The following is a 16,599-nucleotide window of genomic DNA, read 5'->3' on the forward strand; positions in this document are numbered from 1 at the left end:
AATCACCCGGGCGACTCTGCTGCCACTATGCTGCGACAGCGTGCCGGCCCTGCCCCCACCGGGCCAGAGCGATGGCCGGGAACAAGCAGACAGCAGCGATTATCAACAGTTGCCAGTGAGTAACCGGAATCAAATCGCCACCGCCTGGCAAGGCCAGAGCCAGACCGGCGATCAGAATCAGGCCGCGAATAACAACTTCCTGTCCAACGCCATACCCCAACCGACCAACGCCAATCATGTAGCCCTGCATCGCCGACGCAAAAAACACTATACCGACCACGGCCTGTACAAACACGATGGCAATCTCCAGCATGCCGCCTTGCATGATCAGCGCCGGGTTCAGGACAAACAGAAACGGAATGAAATAAATCACACTGCCCAGCTTCATCGCCTGGAAGCCGGTTTCAATCGGCCGGGCGCCAGCAACCGTTGCCGCTGCGAAGGCACCGAGTGCCACCGGCGGAGTAATAAAGCTGAGCATGCCCCAGTAAAGAATGAACAGGTGAACAGCCATTGGGTCAAGGCCGGCACCCCTCGTCAACGCTGGTGCCAGTGCGACCGCCAGAAAGATGTAGGCCGCCGTTACTGTCATGCCAATCCCCAGCACAAAACTGGTCAGCGCACCCATCAACAGCAGTAACAATACACTGCCACCGGCCAGAAAAATCAGGTCGTTGGCAATGGTGCCAGACAAGCCGGTAATTGACAGTGCACCGACCAATAACCCAACACCGACCAAAATGGCGGTTAACTCGGCAAACAATTTGGCGCCGTCAGTCAAGGCCATATAGGCCTGCCTCCAGCCCCAGCGATGCTTCTTTGAAAATTGATTCAACACCAGCAGCAAAGCTGTTGCGTAAAAAGGCGCAACCGCTTCCCGCTGCATCACCAGCAACATCCAGATCAACAAAGCGAAGACGAAAATGAAATACCAGCCTTCTTTCAGCGTCGTCGATAAGGTCGGTAGGTCTTCCTTCGGCAACCCTTCCAGCTCGTTGCGAGCCGAGTAAGCGTCAATCTGAATAAAAAGGCCGAGAAAATACAAGACGGATGGAATGATCGCCGCCAGCACCACCGCCGAATAGGGCACGTTCAGAAACATCGCCATGACAAAGGCCGTTGCCCCCATCACCGGCGGCATCAACACACCGCCAGTGGAGGCGCAGGCTTCGACACCGGCAGCGAACGACCGCTTCATGCCAATTCGGCGCATCGCGGGAATCGACAAAGTACCGGTGGTCAGCACGTTGCTGATCACGCTGCCACTCATCGAGCCCATTAAGCCACTTGAAAAAATGGACACCTTGGCGGGGCCGCCGCGCACATGGCCCAGCACCGAAAACGCCAGGTTGATAAAAAACTCACCGCCCCCGGTTTTCTGCAAAACTACGCCAAACACCAGGAAGCCCACCACCAGACTGGCAAACGCCTGCAGCGGAATCCCCATCACACTTTCCGTGCTCATGGTGTGATACATAGCGGTTTCAGAAAGCGAACTTGAAAATGCCTGAATGGGGCCGGGCATGATGTCCGCCACCAGCGGATACAGGGAAAACGTCGCGGCAATGATCGCGATTGGCCAGCCGCCTGTACGGCGCGCCGCTTCGATAATCAACACCCAGAAGAGGTAGCTGAAATAAATGGCGAGATCCGGAGCAGCAAATGCCCAGCCACGCTCAAGAATCGGTTCGGCGTGTATGACGAAATACGCACCGGTAATGAGGGTCAGCAGGCTTAACCCATAGTCGTACCAGGGAATGGGTTTTGCAGCCAACGATGGTGTCGCAGGCCAAAGCAGAAACACCAGTGGCAACAGCAAGGTAACCACCGAATAATAAAACTGAGTTTCAAGGCTGGAGACAAACAGAAACCAGCCAAAATTGAACAGATAATCCAGTGTCATTAATAACAACAGGCTGGTTATTGCTGCTGGCAACCATGCTATAAGTTTGGGTAACGTGCGAATACTAATCGTTTTTTCTGTATCTGGCGCTTTCTGGTCTGTCTCGTCGGGACCGACAGGGTTACCCTGAGCCTTGGTAGTCATAACATCTACTCATCAAAAAAACAGATCAGCCAGCTAACCGCTGGCTGACTGAACAGGCCATTATTCGAATATCAGATCCATACCGGCTGAATTCAACGCGCCTGCACGTGCATTCATCCAGGCTTGGGTAAAGGCATCGTTGTCGCTTGGCGCATCGTCAATGAACTCGTCCCAGGCTTCCACGATGAGGTTTTGGCGGCGCACCAGGTAATCCTGATGAGCTTGCAAGTCGTCATTCCAGACACCGGTCTCCTGATAATAACGCACAACCCCTTCATGGAATGGAATCACCCACTTCAGGTTCTGGTTTTCCAGAGCATAGCCGTTGGCACCCGGCGCTGAATCCTTGTAGGAGTCAAACTTTTCCTGCATGGCCTTGATCAGGCTGTAGGCGACGTCGTCATCCAGCGTCTCATTACCAATCACGATCGGATACGGATAACTGGCACTTGGGACCGGGTTGTCTGCGCTCACGCCACCGGCACCGGCGGTCACCTGGTGAGGCTGAAAGTAAGGTGCGACCGATCTCATGCGTTCCCAGCCTTCCGCATCGTTCGGGTCCAGCACCGGCCAGCTGATGCCACGGGGGCTGCTGGCCAGTTGCTGGGCAGGTGGTGTCACCGATGTTGTAAAAGAAGCGTCGACGTTGCCCGCAATAATCCCATCGAACGAACGTGCGTAGCCGGGGAAGTCGACCCGCTCTACGTCATCCCAGGTCAGACCGCCAAACGCAAGATACGCCTCGGTACCTTTGTTCAGGGCATCGTCGCCGCGAATGTAGGCGACCCGCTTGCCTCTGAGATCCGCAGGCGTCTCAACACCCAGATCGCCCGCGACAGCAATGGACAAACCAAACGACGCCTTGGACGTTGTGATCAGACGAATCGGTTGTGGCCCCCAGTCGCGGTCAGCGAACATCAGCACGCCTTCGGCCCCGTAATAACTGGCAATACCGCAGGCACACAGGTCAACGCGGCCAGTTTTCAATGGGGTCATACGGGATACGTCGTTGTCGCCAGGCAGAATACGAACCGCCGTGCCGTATTGGGATTGCAGCATGTTGCCAATGGCGACCACCTGGGCATAACCACTGGAATTTGTGCCATAGGCCGTCCAGGCCATGGTAGAGGGTAATTCAACCTCGGATGCCAGGCTGGCAGACGCACCAAATAACAGTGGCAAGCCGGCAACAGCAAGGCGTAGCGCAAAACGTCTCATAGTTCACTCCTGAGTGTTTTTTGTTTTTGTTTTGCTGTGCGGAATTATCTTTCGCATGCAGTGTTATCCTAGCCCCCGCTCATTCCTCCTGTCAATGGCCTGGAACGTTCGCGGGCCCATACTGTTTCGCAGTGCAGTTTGCTATTTTGTTTCTATTGACTAATGACGCCGGGCTCACCACCCTTAAGACCCTGTTCCAAAGACACCGTTCAGTGCACGAACTCAGAGGGTGAAGATGAGCCAGACCGTATACTTAAGCTTCCAGGGCGACACGGCCCTGATCGAGATTGACAACCCACCGGTCAACGCCTTGTCGCAATCAGTCCGTGCCGGATTACTGGACGCACTGGACAAGGCCGAAGCAGACCCGGCAATAAACGTGATTGCCCTGTTGGGGCGAGGCAAGGTGTTTATCGCCGGGGCCGACATCAAAGAATTCGGCAAACCGCCGCAATCGCCTATCCTGCCCGACGTCATAGCGCGGCTGGAACGCAGCGATAAAGCCGTTATCGGAATACTGCATGGGGTAGCACTTGGCGGGGGGCTCGAAGTTGCGCTGGGCTGTCACTACCGGGTGGCCCTTAATGACACCCGCCTTGGACTGCCGGAAGTAAAGCTGGGCTTGCTGCCCGGGGCCGGAGGAACTCAACGGATGCCCAGGCTGACCGGCCTGGCATCGGCTACCGACTGGATCACCTGGGGTGAGCTCGTCGATGCCCAAACCGCCCTGACCTCAGGGCTGATTGATGCCATCAGCGATGCGAATACCGCGCAGGAAGCCGCATTAACCGTTGCCAGACAATGGAAAGAAGACCGAATTGTGCTGCGCAAAACGGGCGACTTGCCCAACGCCCGCGACGAGGGGAATGTCATCGACAATACTCGCCAGCAATTGCTCGAAAGCTGCCCGGAGCTGTATTCCCCGTTTCGCATCCTGGATGCACTGGAAGCCAGCTGTACATTGCCCCTGGCAGAAGGCCTGGCTCGCGAACGCGGCCTCTTTTTTCAATGCATGGAGTCACCGCAACGGGCCGGATTGATTCATCATTTCTTTGCCAGCAAAGCCATCGGCAAGGTGCCTGGTGCAGACGCTCCGGCTGACATAACCCGTGTGGTTGTTACCGGAGACCACCCAGCGGTGTCGGCCCTGACTGATCAGCCACTGGTCGAGAGGTCTGAGTCCGGGTCGCCGGGCTTGAAGGTATGGTTTCAACCAGAAAACACAACCCGTCCTGACACACCGGTCAGGGTCGCACTCATTGATCCGGTTTCAGTGCCAGCTGAGGCTGACACTGACTTTTCATTACTGCTTATCCCCCAGACCAAATGGGCTGAACTCATTGACCATGGTGAACAGCCGGATGTTCAACAAGCACTGATCAAGCTGCTCAAATCATCCGGCCTCTCGATTGTTCCAAGCAAAGGTCGCAGTATCTATAGCGCCTTGAGGGACAAACAAAAAGGAGCAACAGTCGACCGAAATACACTTGAGCAAGCAGCCTTGAGTATTTGGGAAGCCGGCCTGTGCTATCGCGGTTCGGACATAGATGTTATCGCCACCGAAACGCTGGGTTACCCGAAACACCTCGGTGGTCCATACTTGCAGGTCACCGCAAAAAGTAATTAGACAATGCTCATGGGTGTTTAAGTGGCATTCTAAAGGGTTGGAAACCGCCCACACAGTGACAGGGTCACTAGGAGCGATTCGAAAATCACACTTGCCCGGGCCAAAACCGATTCCTATCCGGAGTAACCTTGAAATGACGTCCACACTTGAACTGGTTCAAACAATCGACGTTGCCAATACCTTGGGTGAAGGCGTGCAATGGCATGCCGAAAGCAACAGCTTGTGGTGGACTGATATCATCGGCAGTATTCTTTATCGATTCGACTGGTCAAGCCAAACGCTGCATCAATGGACAACACCCGAGCCGTTAACAGCCTTTGGAATTGTTTCGGCTAACCCTGTGACGTTGCTGGTCAGTTTTGCCTCTGGCATCGCTCGTTACCAGCCTGACCGCAACGGCCTGAATTGGCTCGCGCGTCCGGAGTTGCATTTACCGGGCAATCGCTTCAACGACGGTCGGGTAGACCGACAGGGTCGTTTCTGGTCTGGCACCATGCAGAGTCTGGGCGACCGAAAGCCAACGGGCACCCTCTACCGGAGTGACGAGCAAGGTTGCCACCCGGTTTTGAAAAATCTCACGATTCCCAACACCCTGTGCTGGAGCCTGGATGGTCAGCGTATGTATCACGCAGATACACCCACCGGGCGCATCAACCAGTATCAGTTTGATCCCGTCAGCGGTACCCCCAGTCACGCTGCCGAATTTGCAAAGGTACCACGAGGGTACCCGGATGGAGCCACCATCGATGCGGAGGATCACTTATTGTGTGCACTTTTCGGGGGAAGCGCCGTTGCGCGATTCAGCCCGAAGGGCATCCTGACAACCCTGCATGAATTACCGGTATCGCAACCCACTTGTGTTGCACTCGGCGGACCCGGCATGAACCTGTTATTCATCACATCAGCGACAGAGAACATGACCGACCACCAGCTCGACGTCGAGCCTTTGGCTGGCAGTGTACTGGTGTATTCAACCCCCTACCGCGGTGTGGCAGAATCCGCACCACTCGTAAGCCGCTGCCCAGTTTCAGCCGATGCAGCCCGCTAACAACCAACCCGTGAGGTTGATTCGCCAGACCATGGACGAGGCCCGGCTGCTGCTGAACATCGCCAGAATCAGCTACTCGTAACAACAGTATCAAAGGAGCCGGCTTAACATACCTGCCGGCCCTAGGTGGCTCAGCCAGACATCAATCGCCAAAGGCTTCCCGGGTCAGATTGCGGTGACCGTTGCCAGTGACCACGATGTTGTCTTCAATGCGGACACCACCAAAGGGTTTCAATTGCTCGATCAATGCCAGATTCAAGCCATGAGCCGGTTCAGCGTTGATCAGTTTGTTCAGTAACATAGGGATAAAATACAGACCGGGTTCAATGGTAATCACCATCCCTTCTTCCAGTGTACGCGTCAGCCGCAGAAAAGGATTTTCCGGATCGTTGCGCACGTCGCCTTGCACCGATTGCTGATGCCCGCCTACATCATGAACGTGTAGGCCGAGCAAGTGACCCAGGCCATGTGGGTAAAATGCCCGGGGTATGTTCTTACTGAGCTGTTCGTCAACAGACAAACTGCACAGCTTGTGGTGGTTCAGCAATCCGGCAATACCCGCCTGGGTTATGCGGTGCAAGTCGGTCATCTTCACGCCAGGTTTGATGGCTGCGTTAATGTCCTGTTGCAACGCATCGACACCCGCGAGCAACTCAGCGAACCGACCGGTATCGGTTGTGTGGGTTCGGGTGATATCACTGGCATAGCCGTTCACCTTGGCACCGGCGTCGATCAACAGGGTGCGATGCGTCGCCGGAACGTCGAACGAGCGGCGCTCATAATGCAGAGTCGCTGCCGATTCGTTCAGGGCAATGATGCCACTGTAGGGCTCGGTACTTTCCAGTTGACCGCTGGCGGCCAGATAGTCCCGGTACACGCCCGCTTCTGACTGGCCCGAAAAAAAAGCGTCACGCGCCGCCCGGTGTCCTCGCACGGCACGAACGTTTGCCTCGGCCAGACAGTCCACTTCAAAATCGGTTTTATAGGCGCGTGTATAGGCTAATGCTGACGTCAAAGCGGCCGGGTTGATCTCAAGACCCGGTTTGTTCTGTGCCAGCGCCGGATGCTCGGGCCCAATCCAGGCGGTTCGACCCGTCAGGGACGGCAGCCAGTCATCCAGGCGGGTGGCCGGTTGCAGATGCCACATGCCGGTCCAGTCGCCCGTCGGTTCGGTCGGTGTGATGTGCCAGAAATCCTGACGCGCGGGCCAGAGTAACCGGGGTTTGTCACCCGGTGTAAACACAATAAAGGTATCGGGCAGAACATCGTAGGGCAACCACTGCTGTGCATAGGCTCGCGGCGTAAAAGGATAGGCCCGGTCGTCTTCTGCAACCATCACCAGACTGCCTGCGCTGATCACGACCTGATCGTACCCGGTTGCTTCCAGTGCTTGCTGGTAACGCTCCATCAATGTCGCCAAATGGCGGCTGTAGTGTTGTGTGTTCATGGAATCTCCTGAGGCTGATCATACGCCCGTTTGTATTAATAACTCTTCGACAGCAACTCGTTGCCGTACTCACTGCTGAACCGTTGTTGCTTGAGTTGCTCTACAGTCGCCAACTCAACCAATTCGCCTTGTCGGAGAATGCCCAGGTTGTCGCACAGAAATGACACCACGGGTAAGTCGTGTGTCACCAGAAAATAGGTCAGCCCACGCTGCTCGCGCAGTGTTTTCAGCAGGTTCAACACCTCAGCCTGCACCGAAACATCCAGCGCGGAAGTGGGTTCATCGAGCAACATCACTGGCGGATCCAGCATCAGCGCCCGGGCGATGGCCACCCGCTGTCGCTGCCCGCCGGACAGTTGATGCGGCAGGCGAAAGCGAAATTTACGAGCGAGACCAACAGCATCCAGAGTTTCCAGAACGCGTCTGTTCTGATCGCCCAAACCGTGAATACTGAGCGGTTCACTGAGAATGGTATCCACCGTTTTGCGCGGGTGCAGGGAGCCAAACGGGTCCTGAAACACCATCTGGCACAGACGGATCAGCGCCGGGTCACGCCCCTGTTGCAAATCGTGATCGCCCAGTCGAATCCGGCCAGTCCAATTGGTAATTTGGCCGGCAATGGCTTTCAGAATGGTGGACTTACCCGAACCACTTTCGCCAACCAGGGCGAAGCTGCCGCCTTCCGGTACGTGCAGACTGACGTCTTTGACCACCGAGGTTTCACCGTAGGCGATGGACAGATGCTTGAGATCGATCATGTCACACACTCCCCAACTGATCGCGATCCAGCACCGGCAAACGGTTTCTGTGTTCGTCGAGTGTCGGCATCGAGGCGAGCAAACCCTGCGTATAGGGATGCTTAGCATTGGCCAGTTCACTTGCCGCACATGTCTCAACGATCTCACCGTTGAACATGACCAGAATGCGGTCGCAATACCGGGCCACCATGTTCAGGTCGTGACTGATGATGATCAGACCCATGCCGGTGCGAGTCACCAGGTCGTCCATGATATCAAGCACCTGTGCCTGCACCGATACATCCAGTGCCGAGGTCGGTTCATCGGCGATCATCAGATCCGGCTCCAGAATGACCATCATGGCAATCATGATGCGCTGCCCCATGCCACCGGATACTTCATGCGGATACAGCTTGTACACCCGTTCCGGGTCAGTGATTCGAACCGCTTCCAGGGATTCCAGCACACGGGCCCGTCGTTGCCGGGCGTTCAGCTTACTGTGAAAGCTGAGCACCTCCGCAATCTGATCGCCGATGCGTATGACAGGATTCAGCGAAAACTTCGGATCCTGCATGACCATGGAAATACGCGCACCACGCAAGGCGCGCATTTGCTTGTTGGGCAGTGTTGTCAGATCGAGTCCGTCGAATTCCATCTTGTCGGCGGTCACGATTCCGGGCTTGTCAATCAGGCGGAGAATGGCACGGCCGGTCATCGATTTGCCCGAACCGCTTTCGCCAACAATACCCAAGCGCTCGCGACCGAGTTCAAAACTGATGCCCTTAACAACCTCGACTGGGCCCTGTTCGGTGGGAAAGCTGACGCGCAGATTTTCTATGTTCAGTAAACTCATCATCGTGTCCTGTTGCGAGGGTCAAGCACGTCGCGTAAGCCATCGCCAAAGAGGCAAAAACCGAGGCTGACGATCACGATGGCAAACCCCGGCATGGTCGCCACCCACCACTGATCAAGAATGAACGCCCGACCACTGGAGATCATAGCCCCCCACTCGGGAAGTGGTGGCTGCGCGCCCAACCCAAGAAAGCCAAGCCCGGCGGCGGTCAGAATGATGCCGGCCATATCCAGCGTTACCCGAACAATGGTGGACGACAGGCACAGCGGCATAATGTGCCGGAAAATGACCCGGGTGTGACTGGCACCCTGCATCTGAATTGCCGAAATGAACTCTGCATTGCGAAAGGTCAGTGTCTCTGCCCGGGCGATGCGTGCGTATACCGGCCAGGCCGTAATAGCAATGGCAATGACAGCGTTTTCAATACCCGGCCCCAGGGCAGCGACAAACGCCAGCGCCAGAATCAATTTCGGCATCGACAGGAAAACATCCGTCAGGCCCATGAGCACCCGATCGACCCAGCCGCCAAAATAACCGGCGACGGTGCCTACCAAAAGGCCAATAGGTGCTGAAATAACGGCCACCATCAAGACGATCATCAGGGTGATGCGCGCGCCATGAATAATGCGCGAGAGAATGTCCCGGCCGAGCTCGTCGGTGCCCATCCAATGATCTGCCGACGGTGCCAGCAAGCGTGCACCCAGGTTACTTTCGATCGGCGAATAGGGAGCAAGTACCGGTGCAAACGCTGCAACGATCAACAGGCCAATAATAATCACCAGCCCGACCACCGCCAGCGGATTGCGCAGCAGAGCCCGAACCATGCGATAGGTTTGACCGGCACCCGCCTGAAAGCGGGTTTCCGGATTTTCATCCAATAACCAGGTATGTGACAGCTGCATCATCGTGCCCTCGGATCAAGAATGCGATACAACAGATCAGAGACCTTGTTGACCCCGATAAACACCGCCCCGATGACCAGAGTGGCGCCCAATACAGAATTCATGTCGGCGTTTAGCAAGGCACTGGTCAGGTAATTACCAATACCTGGCCAGGAAAAAACCGTCTCAATCATCACCGAGCCTTCCAGTAGCTGTGCAAAAGATAGCCCGATCACCGTCACCAGTTGAATACGAATCGGCCTGAACGCATGGCGCCAGATCACAACCCGTTCCGGTGCTCCCTTCACTCGTGCAGTGATTACATACTCCTGACTGAGCTGTTCAAGCATGAAGGATCGCGTCATTCGTGCGATGTAAGCCAAGCTGAAAAAGCCCAGAATCATCGCCGGCAGTATTATGTGTGACCAGGCACTGCGAAACACCGCCCAGTCGCCAGACAAGATGCTGTCGACCAACAACAACCCGGTGACGCTCGGCACCAACCCTTCCAGGAAAATATCGACCCGTCCGGGTCCACCGACCCAACCCAGGTTTGCGTAGAAAAATGCCAGCCCGACCAGACCCAGCCAAAAAGCGGGAATGGCGTAACCGGCCAAACCGAGCACCCGGATTACCTGATCGACCCAACTGCCTTGCCGGGCTGCCGCCAAAACACCGGCTGGTACGCCAACCAGCACACCAATCAAAATGCCCAGGGTAGCCATCTCCAGGGTGGCCGGAAACACTCTTGCCAGCTCTTCAGCGACCGGGCGCTGGCTGGTAACAGCCATCCCCAGGTCACCACTGAGTACGGCGCCAACGTAGTGAACGAACTGAACGATCAAGGGGTTATCGAGCCCCATCTCAGCCCGCACCGCGTCATAGACGTCTTGTGGGGCACGATCACCGACCACAGCCAGCACCGGATCGATAGGAACTACACGCCCGATCACAAAGGTAATAGCTAACAAGCCGAGGAAAGTCATCGCAATGGTGGCCGCAAAGCCACCCAGCGATTTCAGCCAACGCAGCGATCGCTGGCGTCGCCTTTGCCAGACATCGTCAGAGGATGAGTTTTTCAGCACAAGGCTTTTCATGGAGGACAAAATCCTATCTTGTTATAGAAAACATTTTTTGACTTAACTAAATTTTTTTACTAGTGTCAAATTACTTTCACAAAAACAGGTAGCCCGATGAACGACCCCAGACCGGCTCAAGCCCCCGAAAAACCGCCTTTAAGCGGCCAGCGTATCCGTGATTTGAGACGCCGGGCCGGGCTCACGCTGCAGGCGTTGAGTGACCAGGCGGGTATATCGGTCGGGTTCCTCAGTCAGGTAGAGCGGGACAAGGGCACCCCGTCGCTGGGTACCCTGGCTCAATTGGCATCGGCTCTGGGCGTGAGCATCGAGTACTTCATTGCCACACCGCGCGCCAACGACAGCATTACCCGCGGTCAGGAGCGGGAGCGGTTCGCGATTGCCGATTCATCGTTGCAGTACGAGGGTTTGTCGACCGACCTGCCCGGGGGCACCCTGACATCACTCATGATTCACATTCCGGTGGGCTATAGCTCCGAACTCACCAAGCACGCCGGGGAAGAGCTGATCGTGCTGCTCGAAGGCACGGTCCGACAGACGCTCGGCGACAGTACCTTTGTACTGAACGCAGGAGACACCCTGCATTTCATGGGCGATACACCCCACAGTTTTGCCAACATTGGAGACGTACCGGCTCGCATGGTCTGGACCGGCACCTCACCCCGATTGATTGGCCAAAAAAGAACCCCGCTAGCACGGGATTAACCGATGGAAACGGTAAACACTCTGGAGAACTATAACTATGGTTAACCGCTTTAAAACCGTCGCAGCTGCCGCGCTGCTGACGCTGACCGGTACTTATGCATCGGCCGCCACGCCCGACAATGCGTTGGTCGTCGCGCAAAACATCGATGACATCGTCAGCATTGACCCGGCCCAGGCCTATGAATTTTCATCCGGTGAATTTGTAGCCAATGTCTACGACCAGTTGATTCAATACGATGCCGATGACACCACAACTCTGGTAGCCGGCCTGGCTACCGATTGGGAGATTGATGCGGCCAACAAAGAAATCGTGTTCACCTTGCGCGATGACGTGACGTTTCACTCCGGTAACCCTCTGCGCGCCGAAGACGTGCTTTACTCTTTTGAACGTGTCATCAAGTTGAACAAAGCACCTGCGTTCATCCTGACACAGCTGGGCTGGACGCCAGACAACGTCCTGGACATGGTCACCGCCGACGGCAACCAGATCACCGTTCGCTATGAAGGTGAGTTTGCCCCCTCCTTTGTCATGAACGTCCTGGCCTCACGCCCGGCTTCTGTTGTAGACGCCGAAACGGTGAAAGCCCAGGCCGTCGATGGCGACATGGGCAACAACTGGCTAAACCGCAATTCCGCCGGTACGGGACCGTTCAAGCTGCGCACTTACCGCCCGGCAGAACTGTTGATCATGGACGCCAATCCGGATTACTTTGCCGGTGCACCCGCCATGGATTCCGTCATCATTCGTCATGTGGCTGAAGCCGCCACCCAGCGCTTGCTGCTGACCTCGGGCGATGCCGACATTGCCATGAACCTGACACCGGATCAGGTCAGTGGCCTGGCCGACAACGACGACGTTAAGATTGAGACGTTTCCTCAGGCAGCGGTTCACTTTCTGTCGTTCAACCAGAAAAATGACGCCCTGACATCAGAAGCACTGTGGGAAGCAGCTCGTTACCTGGTTGATTACAACGGCATGGCCGACTCCTTCCTGAACGGTCAAATGCGCGTACATCAAGCCTTTTGGCCAGCCGGGTTCCCGGGCGCTGTCACCGAGACACCGTATGATTACGACCCGGAACGCGCCCGCCAGATTCTGGAAGACGCCGGTTTTGAACTGCCCATGACCATGACGCTGGATGTGATCAACTCGGCACCGTTTACCGACATGGCCCAGGCTCTGCAGGCTACTTTTGCTCCCGTGGGTCTGAACTTTGAGATTCTGCCCGGCACCGGTGCTCAGGTCATCACCAAATACCGTGCACGCACGCACGAAGCGATGTTGCTGTATTGGGGCCCGGACTTCATGGACCCGCATTCGAACGCCAAAGCGTTTTCTTACAACAGCGACAATTCAGATGACAATTACCAGAGCACAACAACCTGGCGCAATGGCTGGCAGCCGTCTGATGAGATGAACGAGATGACCATGGCGGCGCTGCGTGAACAGGATGCTGACGAGCGTCTGGAAATGTACAAACAACTGCAGCGCGGTGTTCAACAATCGTCACCCATCGTGATCATGTTTCAAGCGACCAAACAGGTTGCTATGACCGACGATGTGCAAGGCTTTGTTAACGGCGCCATTTCCGACTATGTGTTCTATCGTCTGGTCACCAAGTAAGCGAGCACAGGTAGGATTTTACCTTCATAAAGTAAGACTTGGGGTGCTCCGGCGCCCCCTTTTTTTGACTGAATTCTGGATACGCAATGACACTTGATTCATCCGTTTCAATTTATAAAGCACTGCATCAAAAAGCCGAAGAAGCAGCTGGTGCAAGGCTGTTCACAGTTATGGTTCTGGATAACGAGGCCGGATTGGCGCGCAGGGCTTATACGTCTCACCCAATCGACTACCCGGCAACCGGTTCCAAACCAATGCGGCAAGATCGCTGGAGTGAGCAGGTTATTGTTAACCATAAGCCATTTATCGCCAATTCGACCGAGGGGTTTTCCGATGTGTTTTCAGACCACCCACTGATCAACTCCCTGGGCTGTGAATCTGTGCTGAACGTACCGGTCATTGAAGACAGTAAAGTCGTCGGTACCGTCAATTTTCTCGATGCCAAAGACCACTTCACGCCCGACCGGGTCGCCGCTTTGCAAAACCTGGTTGCAGCCAATCACGATGCCCTGGTCACCGCACTGGCTGCCGAGTTGAATTAAGGCTTTTCACTGTCCATGACCTGCCGGGGCTCAAACAGGCCCGGCTTTTTGGACTTGCATTGCGCAACAAGTCTAAGCTCCGGTTAATGCTGCCTTCTCTGCCAGACTTTCAACACCTCAGTGACCATAAAGCCAGGTAAAGATCACCTATAAAGAAGGTGTCATTCGACCTCAAAACCATCACGATTGTCGGTCGTTCACCCAGCCAGACAGCAGCGTTCCAGCGACCGCGCAGAATCTGCGATATAGTGCAGCTTCTGTAACACTAACCCGCAAGGAATGTCGTTTTAATGTCTGTAAACCCCGCTTTTCTGATTCTGATCCTGACGCTATTGCTGGGTTTGCAGCCGTTCACAACTGATCTGTACCTACCTGCCCTGCCCTACATCACCGCCTCGTTCGATACCACCGTTGCCCATGCCCAGCTTACGCTCTCGGTGATGTTGCTGGCGTTTGGTGCCTCCCAACTGGTCTGGGGCCCGGTGTCTGACCGCTATGGCCGTCGGCCGGTGCTACTGGCCGGGTTGGGCTTGTACGCTTTGTCGGCTGTGGGCGCTGCCCTGGCGCCGGCCATGGAATGGCTGATTGGCTGGCGGCTGGTTCAGGGAATCGCACTGGGAGCTGCTGTCATGTGTGCCCGGGCCTTGGTCCGCGATTTGTTTGATGATCCGGTTCAGGCTGCTCACGCTCTCAGCCGGGGGCTTTCTGGCCTGGGTGTACTCGCCTGCATTTCAGCCCCCACGGGGGCTCTGCTGACAGCCCACTTTGGCTGGCAGTTTACCTTTGTGTTTCTGGCTCTGTTCAGTTTTGCGGTATTGCTGCTGATCGCCCTTCGCCTGGACGAGACGCTGCGAGAACCCCGTACGCAATCGCTGAAACCCAGCCACCTGTTGCGCACCTGGCGAGGCATTCTGACTCACCACACTTTCTGGTCTTACGCGCTGTTGCAGGCGGCCACCTATGGCGGCCTCTATGTCTTTCTGGCGTCGTCATCCTTTGTGTTTATTGGCTATCTGAACCTGTCTGCAACGCACTATGGCATCATCATGTTTTCGATGTCGGCTTCCTACATCGGTGGCACATTGCTGTGCCGACGGCTGCTGCTGCGCATCAGTATTCAACGCACGGTTGTGGTCGGTGGCCTGTTCGCCTTCGTGGGCAGTTCACTGATGATCCTGCTGGTCGTGCTGGGATTCACCTCACTCTGGGCTTTGTTGTTGCCGTTCTACGTCTTTATGGTCGGGCATGGCATCAACCAGCCTTGCGCCCAGAGTGGTGTCATGGGGCCCTTCCCGCACGCCGCCGGCGCAGCGTCGGCACTGAGCAGCCTGGTCATGGTGATCGTCTCGTTTCTGATCGGACTCTGGTTGGGCCAGGCCATGGATGGTTCGCCGCTGCCGATGGCGCTGGGCATCTGGTTTTGCGGCCTTGCCGTCGCCATTTTTGGCTGGGGCTTCGCTGCTCGCATTCGCTTGCCGGCAATAACCTAACGGGTGACTCTTTATTCCTGGCTGCCCTCAGTCGTGATGTGGATCTCACGCTTGAGGGTACGATGCACTGGGCACCGATCCGCTATTTCAATAAACCGTTTCTGTTCAGCATCGGTCAATTGCCCCTGAAAGGTAATGTGACGTTCGAGCTGTTCTATCTGTCCCGTTTGGGTTTCACAGTCACGGCAGTCCTGCGCGTGGATGCGTGAATGGCGCAAGCGAACCCGTATGTCTTTTACATCCAGTGATTTGTGGTTGGCATACATGCGCAGCGTCATTGACGTGCAGGCACCCAACGACATAAGCAACAGGTCATAAGGCGTCGGCCCCTGGTCTGTACCGCCCTGACTGGCTGGCTCATCGGCCAACACCTGATGGTTGTGGGTGTAGAGGCCGCGCAAAAAGCGAGCATCCTGTTCCGTAACCAGGACATCGCCGTCCGCCACGGGCGGACGTTCATCTGGCAGTGCTTCATGCTCAAAGTCGAGATAACGACTGGCCCAGGCAGCCAGTGTAGCCGCAACATAATCGGAGTCGGCTCGTTTCGACAATAAATGGTCGGCATCATCCAGGGACACGAAACTCTTCGGATGCATGGCCGCCTGATACAGATCCGCCGCTTCGCTAATGGGCACCACCTTGTCGACCGGGGAATGAAACAGCAGCAAGGGTTTGCGCAGGCTTGCCACCAGGTTCCGCGATGACCAGTCAGCCAGATCGTCCAGCAATTGGGCTCGTATGTTGAAATGACGCCCGCCAATATCCACTTCCGCCTGGCCATCGCGTTCCAGATCACAGTGCTGGTCGGCAAACAGATGTTTAACGTGAGACGGCGTTGCCGGGGCGGCAATGGTCACCACGGCTTCTATCGAATCCAGCCGATTGGCAGCGACGAGCGCCGCCGCACCGCCCAGGCTGTGACCAATCAGCAACGTCGGAGCCTGATAGTGCTCTTTGAGAAAGTCGGCCGCATCCAGCAGGTCTTCGACATTGGAGCTGAAATTGGTGTTGCCAAAATCACCATCGCTGCCACCCAGGCCGGTAAAGTCAAAGCGGAACACGGCTATGCCCTTGTCGGCCAATTCGCTGGAGATACGACTGGCTGCGATCACATCCTTCCCGCACGTGAAACAATGCGCAAACAGTGCCATCACCCTGGCCGGCCCCGAATCCGGTTGTTCCAGAGCGCCGGTCAGGGTGTGCCCGTCCCGGTTAGTAAACTCTACTTTGCTGCGTGACATGAAAGGCTCCTGCAATGAAAGGTCGATTCTGGTAACCACCTT

Annotated in this window: 14 protein-coding genes; 6 read left to right on the top strand and 8 right to left on the bottom strand. The window is 55.9% G+C overall.

Features of this window, described 5'->3' with window-relative positions:
* Nucleotides 1-25: 25 nt before the first annotated feature.
* Both G565_RS23365 and G565_RS0107455 read right to left on the bottom strand, forming a co-directional pair.
* A complete protein-coding gene (locus tag G565_RS23365; RefSeq protein WP_084649274.1) occupies nt 26-2,047 on the bottom strand; it encodes a TRAP transporter permease in 2,022 nt (673 codons plus the stop codon).
* A 60-nt stretch (nt 2,048-2,107) separates the two neighbouring features.
* Nucleotides 2,108-3,265, bottom strand: a complete 1,158-nt coding sequence (locus tag G565_RS0107455; protein WP_028670367.1) for a TAXI family TRAP transporter solute-binding subunit — start codon at nt 3,263-3,265, stop codon at nt 2,108-2,110.
* Nucleotides 3,266-3,500: 235 nt separating this feature from the next.
* Here G565_RS0107455 and G565_RS23370 point away from each other — a divergent pair, with 235 nt between their 5' ends.
* Together G565_RS23370 and G565_RS23375 are read left to right on the top strand one after the other, a co-directional pair.
* Entirely contained in the window at nt 3,501-4,892 is a 1,392-nt protein-coding gene (locus G565_RS23370; protein ID WP_037338195.1) for an enoyl-CoA hydratase/isomerase family protein, read from the top strand.
* A 133-nt stretch (nt 4,893-5,025) separates the two neighbouring features.
* The gene (locus G565_RS23375) at nt 5,026-5,940 is read left to right on the top strand and encodes an SMP-30/gluconolactonase/LRE family protein (RefSeq protein ID WP_051207547.1); all 915 of its coding nucleotides are present in this window, start codon (nt 5,026-5,028) and stop codon (nt 5,938-5,940) included.
* Nucleotides 5,941-6,082: 142 nt separating this feature from the next.
* On the opposite strand, the gene pepQ is transcribed toward G565_RS23375, so the two are convergent.
* Genes pepQ through G565_RS0107490 form a run of 5 tightly spaced genes read right to left on the bottom strand, consistent with a single transcriptional unit; the run spans nt 6,083 to nt 10,955 of the window.
* A complete protein-coding gene (pepQ, locus tag G565_RS0107470; RefSeq protein WP_028670368.1) occupies nt 6,083-7,387 on the bottom strand; it encodes a Xaa-Pro dipeptidase in 1,305 nt (434 codons plus the stop codon).
* A 35-nt stretch (nt 7,388-7,422) separates the two neighbouring features.
* Nucleotides 7,423-8,145, bottom strand: a complete 723-nt coding sequence (locus G565_RS0107475) for an ABC transporter ATP-binding protein (protein ID WP_028670369.1) — start codon at nt 8,143-8,145, stop codon at nt 7,423-7,425.
* A 1-nt stretch (nt 8,146) separates the two neighbouring features.
* Nucleotides 8,147-8,980 (bottom strand): ABC transporter ATP-binding protein, encoded by an 834-nt coding sequence (locus G565_RS0107480; protein ID WP_028670370.1) that lies wholly within the window; start codon nt 8,978-8,980, stop codon nt 8,147-8,149.
* Nucleotides 8,977-9,882, bottom strand: coding sequence for an ABC transporter permease (locus tag G565_RS0107485; protein ID WP_211227143.1), 906 nt, complete (start codon nt 9,880-9,882; stop codon nt 8,977-8,979). Before G565_RS0107485 ends, G565_RS0107480 begins: the two co-directional genes overlap by 4 nt.
* Entirely contained in the window at nt 9,879-10,955 is a 1,077-nt protein-coding gene (locus tag G565_RS0107490) for an ABC transporter permease (RefSeq protein WP_084649275.1), read from the bottom strand. Before G565_RS0107490 ends, G565_RS0107485 begins: the two co-directional genes overlap by 4 nt.
* 96 nt (nt 10,956-11,051) lie before the next feature.
* Here G565_RS0107490 and G565_RS0107495 point away from each other — a divergent pair, with 96 nt between their 5' ends.
* The 4 genes from G565_RS0107495 to G565_RS0107510 all read left to right on the top strand — a co-directional run bounded on the left by G565_RS0107495 (nt 11,052) and on the right by G565_RS0107510 (nt 15,316).
* Complete coding sequence (locus G565_RS0107495; protein ID WP_028670373.1) at nt 11,052-11,660, top strand: helix-turn-helix domain-containing protein; 609 nt, start codon at nt 11,052-11,054, stop codon at nt 11,658-11,660.
* A 37-nt stretch (nt 11,661-11,697) separates the two neighbouring features.
* The gene (locus tag G565_RS0107500; RefSeq protein WP_028670374.1) at nt 11,698-13,284 is read left to right on the top strand and encodes an ABC transporter substrate-binding protein; all 1,587 of its coding nucleotides are present in this window, start codon (nt 11,698-11,700) and stop codon (nt 13,282-13,284) included.
* A gap of 86 nt (nt 13,285-13,370) precedes the next feature.
* The gene (locus G565_RS23380) at nt 13,371-13,826 is read left to right on the top strand and encodes a GAF domain-containing protein (RefSeq protein WP_037338201.1); all 456 of its coding nucleotides are present in this window, start codon (nt 13,371-13,373) and stop codon (nt 13,824-13,826) included.
* A 290-nt stretch (nt 13,827-14,116) separates the two neighbouring features.
* Nucleotides 14,117-15,316, top strand: a complete 1,200-nt coding sequence (locus G565_RS0107510; protein ID WP_028670375.1) for a multidrug effflux MFS transporter — start codon at nt 14,117-14,119, stop codon at nt 15,314-15,316.
* An 11-nt stretch (nt 15,317-15,327) separates the two neighbouring features.
* Here G565_RS0107510 and G565_RS0107515 read toward each other — a convergent pair whose 3' ends face one another.
* Nucleotides 15,328-16,557 carry a bifunctional alpha/beta hydrolase/OsmC family protein gene (locus tag G565_RS0107515; RefSeq protein ID WP_028670376.1) on the bottom strand — a complete coding sequence of 410 codons (1,230 nt, stop codon included), beginning with the start codon at nt 16,555-16,557 and terminating at the stop codon, nt 15,328-15,330.
* Nucleotides 16,558-16,599: the final 42 nt, after the last annotated feature.

The organism is Saccharospirillum impatiens DSM 12546, assembly GCF_000423605.1.
In the GTDB taxonomy this organism is placed as follows: Bacteria; Pseudomonadota; Gammaproteobacteria; order Pseudomonadales; family Natronospirillaceae; genus Saccharospirillum; species Saccharospirillum impatiens.